Annotated in this window: 11 protein-coding genes; 10 read left to right on the plus strand and 1 reads right to left on the minus strand. The window is 47.5% G+C overall.

The window, feature by feature from the left end:
• A partial coding sequence (locus IKG78_RS12300; RefSeq protein WP_366075370.1) for a peptidylprolyl isomerase occupies positions 1–167 on the minus strand: 167 nt, incomplete at its 3' end.
• 114 nt (positions 168–281) lie between these two features.
• Here IKG78_RS12300 and IKG78_RS12305 point away from each other — a divergent pair.
• The 10 genes from IKG78_RS12305 to pilQ all read left to right on the plus strand — a co-directional run bounded on the left by IKG78_RS12305 (position 282) and on the right by pilQ (position 10816).
• Positions 282–1208 carry an FISUMP domain-containing protein gene (locus IKG78_RS12305; RefSeq protein WP_290943861.1) on the plus strand — a complete coding sequence of 309 codons (927 nt, stop codon included), beginning with the start codon at positions 282–284 and terminating at the stop codon, positions 1206–1208.
• Positions 1209–1275: 67 nt separating this feature from the next.
• A complete protein-coding gene (pyrR, locus tag IKG78_RS12310) occupies positions 1276–1836 on the plus strand; it encodes a bifunctional pyr operon transcriptional regulator/uracil phosphoribosyltransferase PyrR (RefSeq protein WP_290943890.1) in 561 nt (186 codons plus the stop codon).
• A 1-nt stretch (position 1837) separates the two neighbouring features.
• Positions 1838–2779 carry an aspartate carbamoyltransferase catalytic subunit gene (locus IKG78_RS12315; RefSeq protein WP_290943864.1) on the plus strand — a complete coding sequence of 314 codons (942 nt, stop codon included), beginning with the start codon at positions 1838–1840 and terminating at the stop codon, positions 2777–2779.
• Complete coding sequence (locus tag IKG78_RS12320) at positions 2766–4025, plus strand: dihydroorotase (RefSeq protein WP_290943867.1); 1260 nt, start codon at positions 2766–2768, stop codon at positions 4023–4025. Before IKG78_RS12315 ends, IKG78_RS12320 begins: the two co-directional genes overlap by 14 nt.
• A gap of 15 nt (positions 4026–4040) precedes the next feature.
• On the plus strand, positions 4041–5054 hold the full coding sequence (locus IKG78_RS12325; RefSeq protein ID WP_290943870.1) for a PilZ domain-containing protein: 1014 nt from the start codon (positions 4041–4043) through the stop codon (positions 5052–5054).
• A 108-nt stretch (positions 5055–5162) separates the two neighbouring features.
• Entirely contained in the window at positions 5163–6311 is a 1149-nt protein-coding gene (gene pilM, locus IKG78_RS12330; RefSeq protein ID WP_290943873.1) for a pilus assembly protein PilM, read from the plus strand.
• Positions 6311–6919 (plus strand): PilN domain-containing protein, encoded by a 609-nt coding sequence (locus IKG78_RS12335; RefSeq protein ID WP_290943876.1) that lies wholly within the window; start codon positions 6311–6313, stop codon positions 6917–6919. The genes pilM and IKG78_RS12335 overlap by 1 nt, the downstream gene beginning before the upstream one ends.
• 2 nt (positions 6920–6921) lie before the next feature.
• Positions 6922–7527 carry a type 4a pilus biogenesis protein PilO gene (gene pilO / locus IKG78_RS12340; protein ID WP_290943879.1) on the plus strand — a complete coding sequence of 202 codons (606 nt, stop codon included), beginning with the start codon at positions 6922–6924 and terminating at the stop codon, positions 7525–7527.
• Positions 7527–9353 carry a hypothetical protein gene (locus IKG78_RS12345; protein WP_290943882.1) on the plus strand — a complete coding sequence of 609 codons (1827 nt, stop codon included), beginning with the start codon at positions 7527–7529 and terminating at the stop codon, positions 9351–9353. The genes pilO and IKG78_RS12345 overlap by 1 nt, the downstream gene beginning before the upstream one ends.
• Positions 9350–10816 (plus strand): type IV pilus secretin PilQ, encoded by a 1467-nt coding sequence (gene pilQ, locus IKG78_RS12350; RefSeq protein WP_290943884.1) that lies wholly within the window; start codon positions 9350–9352, stop codon positions 10814–10816. Before IKG78_RS12345 ends, pilQ begins: the two co-directional genes overlap by 4 nt.
• The last annotated feature ends 312 nt before the right edge of the window (positions 10817–11128 follow it).

The raw sequence follows: 11128 nt of genomic DNA on the forward strand, positions 1-11128 counted from the left end.
CGGTGGAACGGAGCCCCATCGTACTTGCCCTGTTTTGCAAGTTCAATGAAGTTTGTTGCACATTCGCCGACGATTTCTTCGAAAAGACGAAGCTTCATCGTGCCGTGGTTGGTTTTCATGATGGCGATGGTTTCGCCTGCCTGCGGTTTGTCTAACTGGTTAAACATAAAAATCTCCTTGGAGTTGTTGAATTTATCGCTTTAATATAGGTAAAAAAGCATGCCTTTATTGACGCGATATGGAGATAAAGGTATTATGTTGCAGAAAAGAGGAGTGCGACAATGCTCAAAAAAATCGTTTTTCTTTCATGGACGGCCTTATTTGCTGTCTTTGCCTTGAATTTTACCGCCTGCGGTGATGACGAATCCTTTGTCGGCAAACCTGAAGACGGGGAAAAATCATGTTCTTCGCTCAATGGAGCAGGTTCGTCGAGTTCGGGAGCTCCGGCGACTGGTTGTGAAACATGCGAATATGGCAAGCTAAAAGACGATCGTGACGGACAGACTTACAGGACCGTGAAAATCGGGGACCAGTGGTGGATGGCGGAGAACCTAAACTACGCTTACCTACAACCCACGAAAACCCTGGATTCAAGCAGTTTCTGCTACGACAATGACCCCGAAAACTGTAAACAATATGGCCGTCTGTACTTATTTAGCGCGGCGATGGATAGTGCGGGGCTTTTCTCTTCTGACGCAGAAGGGTGTGGCAATGGTGCGGAGTGTCCTTTTGACCACATTGTCCCTAAAATTTACAAGGGTTACAGCGATACGGCGAGTTCTTTGGAACCCCCTATCCGCGGGGTGTGTCCGGAGGGGTGGCATGTGCCCACTGTGGATGAATTTGTGATATTGTTTGAATCTGTGGGTGGACAGAATGACGAAAAAGAGTACTGGACATGGGAAAATCTTGACTTGCAATCTACCAGTGGCTGGTCTGAAATTTCTGGAGAAGATTTTAATGGTACAGATTCTTTTGGTTTTTCCGCATACCCTGCAGGCGAATGGTACCAGCGGTCAAATCTGGATTATCCGATATTCAGTTCTCTAGGTATAGAGGCTCAATTTTTTACGACATCAACGAGGCATCCGAATGTATCGGGTTATGGTAGTGTGCACATCGTGGAAATAAAGCATAGTGGAAATAGGGCCGGATTTAATTTTTACTGGAAAAATTCTGCTCAATCAGTCCGTTGCCTCAAGGACTAGCTATTGCTAGGCCATTTCTAGAGGATTGTCCCGCCAAGTTATATGTTGGATTACTAAATTCTTGGATATGAAAGACAACTGCAAACGTATCCAGGAATTGCTTTCCGCGCAGGCCATGGAATTCGCCCTTGACGAAATGGCTGCGAAAATTGCAAAGATGCACCCTTCCGCCGAGAACCTGATTGTCCTCGGCATGGCAAGCCGCGGGATTCCGCTGGCAAAGAAACTCACAGAGCGCCTTTCCCAGAAGTTCGGGAAGCCTATCGAAATGGGCTGCCTCGATGCCACGTTCTACCGTGACGACTTCCATTACCGCAAGCCCAGCGCCTCCACCGAGATGCGCTTTACCGAAATGCCGGCCTCGGTGGAAGGCAAGACTGTCATCCTTGTGGATGACGTGCTTTATACGGGGCGCTCGTCGCTTGCTGCCATGCGTGCGATTTTGGACCTTGGGCGCCCGGCGGCCATCCGCCTTTGCGTGCTCGTCGATCGCGGGCACCGCGAACTCCCGATTGCGCCTGATTGTGTCGGGCTTACGGTCGAGACCGCCAAGAATCAGGAAGTCCGAGTGTCTATCGATCCGATTGACAAAGAAAATTCCGTTTATCTTGTAGAAGTGGAGGCGTAAAGTGAGCGCTTTGGAAATTAAACATTTGTTTGGACTTCGCGGAGTGTCCAAGCATGATATCCGTCTGATTCTAGACCATGCAAAACAGTTCCGCGAAATTCTCGAACGTCCGGTCAAGAAGGTGCCGAGCCTTCGGGGCATGACTGTCGTGAACTTGTTCTTCGAGAACAGCACGCGTACGCGCACGAGCTTTGAACTTGCTGAAAAACGCCTCTCTGCCGATACGGTGAACTTCACGAGTTCTAACTCTAGCGTCAAGAAGGGCGAAACGCTTGTCGATACGCTCCGCAACATCGAGGCGATGAAGATTGATATCGTGGTCGTCCGTCACAAGGGGACGGGCGTGCCGAAGTTCCTTGCGGATAACAGTAACGCAATTATCGTGAATGCTGGCGATGGCGCCCATGAACATCCGACGCAGGCTCTCCTTGACATGCTGACGGTCGAAGAAAAACTCGGAACGCTCGAAGGCAAGAACGTTACAATCATTGGCGATATCCGCCACAGCCGCGTGGCCCGCAGTAACCTCTGGGGCATGTCAACGATGGGCGCTCATGTGACGCTTTGCGGACCTTCGACCTTGGTGCCGCGCAATACGGACCTCATGAACCATGTGACGTGGGAACCGGACGTGAAAAAGGCCGTCGAAAACGCCGATGCGATCATCGCGCTTCGCTTGCAGAAAGAACGCATGGACGATGCTCTCCTTCCGAGCATGCGCGAATACCGCAACACGTTCGGCATCACAGAAGAACTCCTTGAATACGCTAAGGACAAGGTCATTATCATGCATCCAGGACCTATCAACCGCGGAGTGGAACTCGATTCCGATATCGCTGATGGCGAACATTCTGTTATTCTTGATCAAGTGACCAACGGTGTTGCCGTCCGTATGGCCGTTCTCTTCCTTTTGGCTGGAGGTCGCAACAATGAAAATGCGTAAACCGATTAAGGGTCGTGTCTCGAATGTTGTTCTGAAAAATGCGAAGTTTTGGACCGGTGAATCTTTTGTACATCGACGCGAAGTTTGTCTGAACGCTTGCAAAAATGTGGAAACTACTGAATTTGATTGCAAGGGCGCTCTTGTAATGCCGGCTCTTTTTGGGCTTGGACTCGACTTCATGGAACCGCTCCGCGATGACGTTTATACGTTCTCCGATGGATTTTCTGCTATGCACAAGGGCGGTTTTTATGGTGGCCTTTATGAAAGTGCCGCAAATCCGATTGACGATGCCGACAAGTTCACGGCCATGGTAAATCGCTTTAAGTCCGAAGAGTTTGGCGAAAGCGAATTTGATATAAAGTTCCTCGGCGCTTACAGTAAAGGTTTTGGAACCGATAGTTTGGCCGAAATGGTGGAACTTGCCGAAGCTGGAGTCGCTGGCTTTGGCGACGGCAACGGCGTGATTCCGCATTCCCGTTTTATCCGCCTTGCGATGGAATATGGCAAGATGACGGGCAAGCGCTTCTTCTTCCAACCGATGGATAGAACGCTTCGCCACAGCGGTTGCGTACACGAAGGCGCTTATTCCGACATGCTTGGCATGAAGGGCATTCCGCGTATTGCTGAGACGATTGCTGCTTATACGGTTCTTGAAATGGCAAGATTCTTGCAGGTGCCGGTGCATTTTAAACAAGTGACTTGTGGCGAAACGTTGGAACTTGTCCGCAATGCCCGTAAGAACAACATTGATGTCACTTGCGATGTGGGACTTTATCACCTGCTGTTGGACGATTCCTGCCTTGAAACTTTGGATTCGGCCTACCATATTCTTCCGCCAATTCGCTCGGCGGCAGACCGTGAGGCTTTGTGGCAGGGCGTTGCCGATGGGACTGTTGATGCAATCAGCATGAACCACACGCCGGTGCTTCGTCAGGATACGGTCGTGAATTTTGAGGATTCCGTGCCGGGAGCACTGTCACTGGAAGTCGCTCTTCCTGCTATTTGGAACAAGCTTGTCAAGCGTGTGGGGGGTGCTCGTGCGATTGAACTCCTCTCGACCGCGCCTGCACGTTTGGTGGGTTCTGCACCAACAGCAGACAACGTTGTCGTGCTTGCACCGGATAGACCGCATGTGGTTGTCGAGGGCGATTTTGCCGGTCATGTCTGCAATTCTCCTTTGATTGGCAAGACTCTTCCGTCGTCTATCCTTGCAACTTACATCAACAGCGTCTGGACGGAGCTGTAATTTGGCGAGGTGGTGATGACTGGCCTTTTTCAAGAAGTCTGGAGAGTTTTCCAGTACTACATTCTTCCGGTTCTTCCGTTCGTGGCCTTGGTGCTGATCGAAATCCAGCTGATGTACAACCGTCGTGAAAACGAAGTGATGTTTGGTACGGAAGCCTTTAACGAAAAGATCAAGGCGTTTGAATTTACACCAAAGGAAGTGCGTACACTGGAGAAGCTAGTGCGAACATCTAAGTTCGAAAACAAGGATGCCGTGCTGAACACTTCTATCCTTTTTGAAAACGCGGTGAACGAGTTTTACCGTGTCCGTAATGTGCTATCTGTTCGCGACGAAACGCTCGATGCAGTCGCTTCGCTTAGACGTAAAATGGACTTTACGGGGGCCAATCCTCTGACGATGGTCTGCTCGACAAGACAGTTCAATGAAGGGGATCGCATTGATTTGGAGTTCGAGGACTTCCGGGTTATCAAGCGTTCCGTAATTGTTGAACGTTCCGAAAAAAACTGGAGCGTTCAAGTAGATGGCCTGGATGCGATTTCCAAGAATCTGGTGGGAATGCGGGTGCAGGTCCGCTGGACTCGAATGAACGATGCCGTGTATTCGGCGAGAATTCCTGTCATTGCCGCCACTTCAGACAAAATTGTCTTTAACCACAGCGAACAGTTGAACAAGGACCAGTTGCGTAAGTGGATCCGCGAAGTAGTCGATTTTCCTGTCGTGGCGAAACTGGAAAATGGCGAAACTTGTTCGGGCATGCTTTATGATATTTCTGCGGGTGGTCTTCTGCTCGGTCTGCCTGAAAACTTCAAGCCGGACCAGAAAATATCCATCACGTTTGAACTTCCGACGTTTGGTGAACAGAATGTGGATGTGAAAATTTTGAACAATCTGGGACACCGGAACCCCAATTTTCCGATGTATTTTTCCGTCTCGGCAATGTTCACTGGGACGTATGCATGGACTCAGGAACACATTCTTCAGTACATTTTTGAGGTAAATCGCAAGTCAAAATCAAAAAAATTGGGCTAAAATGGCGTTATTTCTTAGATTTATGTGTTTTAGTGCTTTTTTTCGCTTGACATTCGATGTTTATAAAAGTAGAATTTACATAGTATTGTTTCCTATCGGAGTATAATTTTGGCTTTAGGTTTAATTGCTAGAATTCGCGGAGAGCGTGAGACTGTTGGCATTGATGTTGGCCATTACAGCATCAAGTACGTTAAGGTCTATCATGATGCTAGCGGTAAAAGGATTGTGCGCGAAGCTGATCTTGAACCTGTACCCGCAGGTTCCATCATCAACGGTCTTATCCAGAGGCGCGAATCCGATGATGCTTCTCTCGACAATGGTGCGAAGAAAGAAAAGGATGGCTTCGACATGCTTGGCGAAGCTTTTTCCAAGCTGATGCTTCGTCACGAAATTGATGATAATACGGATGTTGTGGCATCGGTGAACTGCGGTGCTGGTGAAGGTGGCGTGCTTGTCGATCGCCTTTCGATCAAGGTGCCAAAGAACGGCAATGAAGATGCCATTATCGTTCAGACTGCCCAGACCCGTCCGCCGTTCGATGACCAGGACAACGTTCTGGACTACGAAGTCGTCTCTCATGAAGGCGATGAAGTCAAGGTGAATGTGGTGGCTGCAAAGAACTCAATGCTTGAGTCCTGGGTCCAGTTCTTTACGCGCAAAGGAATTAAGCTGTCGGCTCTGGATGTCGATATCTTCGGGCTCATGAATTCTTTTGTTGCAACAGCATCTGAAGAAGACCGCAAGAAGACAACGGCAATTTTCAATATTGGTGACAACAAAATGAGTGCGGGCTTTATTCAAGATGGAAAGTTCCACTCCGTTCGATCCATGAATGGCGGTTCGCTGAATGTCATTATAAACAAACTTTCGTCGAGTCTTGACATTCCAGCAGAAAAATGCCATGAAATGTTTGAAAAGAATGATTTGAAGGTTATCGACAATGTGGCTATTTCAGTTCTTGAAGATGCCATGAAGGTCGCCTTTGAAGAATTGATGTCTCAGATAACGTTTGGTATCCGTTATTATTCTTCTGCTGAAGATTCTCGTCCGCTCGAAAAGATTTTGATTGGTGGCGGTGGAGCTGCAGTTCCTGGTCTTTTGGATTATATAGCCGAAAAAACCGGAATTGAAACGGATACTGTGAATCCCTTCCGCTCTGTGGAGTGCGATTCTAGCGTGGTCGGCCCTGAAGGCATATCCATTTCTCTGTCTAACATTTATGCCCCGGCTTTGGGACTTGCAATGAGGAAGTTCTAATGGCTACGAATTTGAATAAAGGTGCGAAGGCACTTGCTATTACGATCAACCTTTTGCCTGGCGAGCATCGCAAGAAGCAAACGGATTTGACTTGGATTACGGACAGACGTATAGTTTGGCCTACTATTATTTTCATTGTTGCTATTGTTGCGGGTTTGTTCCTTTACGCATATACTTTGGAAACACTTTCTAGTATGGAAGCTGAATTACAGGCTGTGCGTGCGGAAGTAGATCGTCAACGTCCGTTATTGGTTAAGATTGGCGAACTTGAAAAAAGCCAAGCTATCATTAATTCGAAAATCAATGCGCTCAAGTCCATCCAAATTAACAAAAAACGTTGGGTGGTGCTCTTCGAAAACATTTCTTCGGTGTTGCCTCCGAACATGTGGCTCATGAGTGTATCGCAAGTTGGCGAATACAACCTCGAAATGAAGGGCACTACGTTTGATTTTTCCGAAGTCGCGGAATACATGGTCAAGCTTGAAAAACAATCTAGCATCGCAAAAGTTTCGTTGGTGACCATTTCCACGACGAAAGTCAGTGGAGACGAGGCTTACAGCTTTACGCTCAAAGTTGAACTCAAACGCGACTTTGCAGAGGAGGGTTGATAATGGGCGCTCTTAATGTTGATTTAAAAGACAAGAAAACCGTTTATGCCATTGTCATAATTTTCACTATTCTTTTGGGTGCATATTGTGTCTATACCTATATATGGGATCCGTTTGTTGCCGAAAAGGAAAGTTTGGAAAGCCAGCTAAAATCTGCAAAGACTGAACTCGACAAGATTAATTCCAAGAAACATCGAGTCGCTGAACTTGAAATGCAGATTGTTCAAGCTGAAAAGGATTTCCAGAAGTTAAAGGAAATGTTCCCGGAAGAGGAAAAGGTTCCGCTGAGGTTGCAGGACTTGTACTCTGTGATCCGTAGCTCTGGTGTGCAAATCCAGAAGTTCAACCCAGAAGGCCGTTCCGAAAGGGAACACTATATCGAAAACCGCTATTCTATTGCGGTCAATTCCGGTTATCACATGCTTGGATATTTGTTTGCTGAAATCGCGAACTTTAACTATCCGACTGCGATTACGAACTTGAAACTTTCTCGCTATTCGGGAATTGCCGCTGAAGTGCAGAAAGCTGAAACACATGGTTGGACTCCGATTACCATGTCGGTGAACTTCAACTTGACCACATATACATCCAAGAAGGTTGGCAAATAATGAAATGCAAGTTCCTTCTTATACTGTTATCTAGTACCGTAGCTTTGCAGGCTGCGCTTATTAAGGATGTCCGTTTAAATTGTGCAAAAAACTGTCAGATGGAATTCATGTTTGCATCGGATAAGGATTTGCCGACATTCTTTCAAAAATATGATAACGCTACAAAAAAATTGACGGTCGGTTTTTCTGAAACGGATTTTGCTCTGGGCGTCGGTAGCTACGATGTTGACCAGTCGTCGTCGCTTGTGCGTTCCATGAGGGTTTTCAAGGAACCGTACCGTGGCATGAATTTCTTGAAGATTGAAATGCAGGTGGGGCCGTCCATCACGGGTGACAAAAATGCGATCGCTTTGGACAAGGCTAATTTCCTCTTGAAATTCAATGCGAATGGCAAGTCTTGGACACTTTCGAAGCTTTTCGCGAGCAAGAAGGCTGCCGCTGAAAAAGCCGCGAAAGAAGAGGAAAAACGTTTAGCCGCCGAACAGAAAGCCGCTGAAAAACAGGCTCTCTTGGATAGGAAAGCTGCCGAAAAGCAAGCGCTTCTCGACAAAAAAGCCGCCGAAGCAGAACGCAAGGCTGCCGAAAAACAGGCCCGTCTTGACAAGATCGCTGCAGAGAAGGCTGCTCGCGAAGAAGCTAAACGCTTAGCCGCCGAACAGAAAGCTGCTGAAAAACAGGCTCTCCTTGACAAGAAATCTGCAGGGATTAATTCCAAGCAGAATGAAGTTGTGAATACATCAGCTTCGGCCTTGTTGCCAGGCTTAAAGGAAATGACGGTTGTTATCGGTTCTGGGATGGAACAGTTCCGTTTGGTTGCCAATTCGCCTTTAAGCATTGACAAGGTTTCGAAAGTGAGCGGTACTTTTGTTGTCACAGTCTCCATCAAGGGGCCTGACAAGTCTCCTGTTTTCAAGGTCGGTTCCGGCTCTCTTGTAAATTCTGTGTTTTGGGATGCCAATGGCCTGAACATACAGCTTGCGGTGGGCGCGAACCCGGCAATCTTGGTGCATGAAGGCTCCCTCATTTTGCAGACATTCGAGAAGGCCGTTCTTGGCGATGGCTTTGTTTATTGGACCGCTCGTCCAAACGGTATCTATATCCGCAATTGGATGAACTCTTCGGACCGAGCTCCAGATTATTCGGATTTCGTGAAGTCTTATCAAGCCGAGAGCAAGAAGCTTATTTCTAGCGTTCAGACATTCCATTTGCGTCCTGTGGTCCGTGAACTCATTGTCGTGGCCGATGAAACAGAATTCTATGCGGCCCCGAACGACAAGGCGCAAGTCATGCAGCGTGTCGTCTTTGGCGATCGTCTTGTGAATATGGATTTGACGGGACTTTATCGTAAGGTGCAACTTGGAAACAAGATTGGTTACGTGAATAGGCGTGCCGTAAGTTTCTCCGATGAACTTTCTGCTATCCAAATTGAACGTTTGAAGAAGGTGGATCAGGAACGCGGTGAAAAGCTTACGCAGGGAATGAAACCTGTCGGCAGCGCTCTCTCTGATCTTTACGAAGACCGCGTAACATACAGTTCGTTCGGTCGTCGTGATCCGTTTGTTGAAATCAAGGGCTTGGTCGAAGAAGGCATTAACATTGACCAGGTTGAATTGGTGGGTATCATTTGGGAAGCCGAGGAGCCGGTGGCGATTCTCGTCGAAACCAAAAATCCGGGAGTGTCTTATACACTTAAAGAAGGCGATAAGATCATGAACGGAAAAGTTCTTAAAATCACACAAACTGATGTGCTCTTCTTGATTCAAGAATTCGGGGTGAGCCGTCGCTACTCTATGGGTCTTCCCGATAAATTTGGGGGTCAAAAGTGAAAAAGCTGACTAAAATTCTGACGATTCTTATTATGGTGGCAAGCTTTGCTACCGCATGGGCTGCTCCTGCCGAAGGTTCTGTTGCTCCAAATAAGAAGCTATACGACTTTAACTTCGTCAACATGGACTACGATGCGATATTCCGCTCTGTCTCTGTCATTGCTGGCGTAGATATCTTGATTGCTCCCGATGTCAAGGGTAAAATCAGTTTGCATGTGACCAAGAAAACCTGGCAGGAAACGTTGGACATTATTTGTAACATGAATGACCTCACATGGGTGATTCAGGATAAGTACATTTCCATCCAGCGCCAGAGCACTTATCAGGCAAAGCAGAAGAAAATTGCCGATGAGGAAAAGCAGGCTGAGCAAATGGCACCCCTCGTGCGTAAGAATTTCCAGGTGCATCACGCCAAGGCTGATGAACTTGTCAAGGTTCTCGATAACATGAAGTCGAACCGCGGCAAGATTTCTGTCGTGGAACGCACTAATTCTATCATTGTCTATGATACGGATAGCCGCATTGAACAGATGGCAAACGCTCTTACCGAGCTTGATGTGGAAACGCTCCAAATCATGATTACTGCAAAACTCGTTGTTGTGAACAGCGAACTTGCTCGTGAACTGGGTGTGGACTGGACTGCTGCGGTAGGAACTGCTTCGCTTACGCCGGGTGCGGCTGTGGCAGGAGCTGCTTCTGGTAACGCATCGAATACAAGTCGAATTAGCGGTGCTATCCAGTCCTTCCCGAACGGAAAGGGTACAACTCCGGCTGTGGGCAAGGCGAGTACCGCCATTACGGCAAGCCTCCTCGACAACAATCTCCAGATTGCCATTTCGAACTTGATGGGTGATGCTTCTACGGAAGTGCTTGCATCTCCGCAGGTATCGACTCTTGACAATACCGAAGCTCGCGTGTTCATGGGTGACCAGATCTCTATTCGTGTGATTGACGATAGCGGTGAATCTTCGACCAAGATGGTGGAAACGGGTATCAAGTTGACTGTGACCCCGCATGTCACTGGCGATAACCGCATTTTGCTCGACCTTTATCCGCAGAACAACTCCTATGGCTATGACGAAAAGGGCGAAGTCGTGATTTCGACTCAGGAAGCTAAGACCAAGGTTGTCGTGGCTGACGGTGAAACGGTTGTTATCGGTGGCCTTACCCGTAACGAAAACACGGAAAGCGAAAGCGGTATTCCGTTCCTCAAGGATATTCCGCTGCTTGGAAACCTCTTCAAATATACGCGTAAGGCTATTACGAAGAAGGACCTCGTGATTTTCGTGACTCCGAGAATTATCCGCAATTACATTGGCAATATTCCTATATCTGAAGTTTCTGAGGAAAAGTCTGGATCCTCTGCTCCGGAACTGAAGCCTGTTGAAGAAACTCCGGCAACGGGCGAAACTCCGGCTGCTCCGGCTCCGGAAAACAGCCACGACGACAGCTGGAATCAGTAATTGTGTGGCCGGTTCACCGGTTATGGTAAATTTGAAGACCCTGACTAAATGTCAGGGTTTTTTCTATTTTAATTACGCATAAAGGAGTTGTGAATGTATTTTTCAAAGTTTTTCTTTGCAGTGCTGTTTGTTGTTGCGTTGTTATGTACGGCTTGTGGCGGAGATAAGTCAATATGCTAAAGCGGAAGAAATGAGACAAGATTAAAAAGAGGAAATCAAGCCGGAAGCCTTGATTATATTGGGTTTGCTTGTCTCATTTTACCCGATAAATGTGTGTTTTTTGATTTTGCCGTTTTTTCGTAAATTTCGCCA

Origin of the sequence: Fibrobacter sp. (assembly GCF_017545445.1) — a bacterium.
Taxonomy (GTDB): domain Bacteria; phylum Fibrobacterota; class Fibrobacteria; order Fibrobacterales; family Fibrobacteraceae; genus Fibrobacter.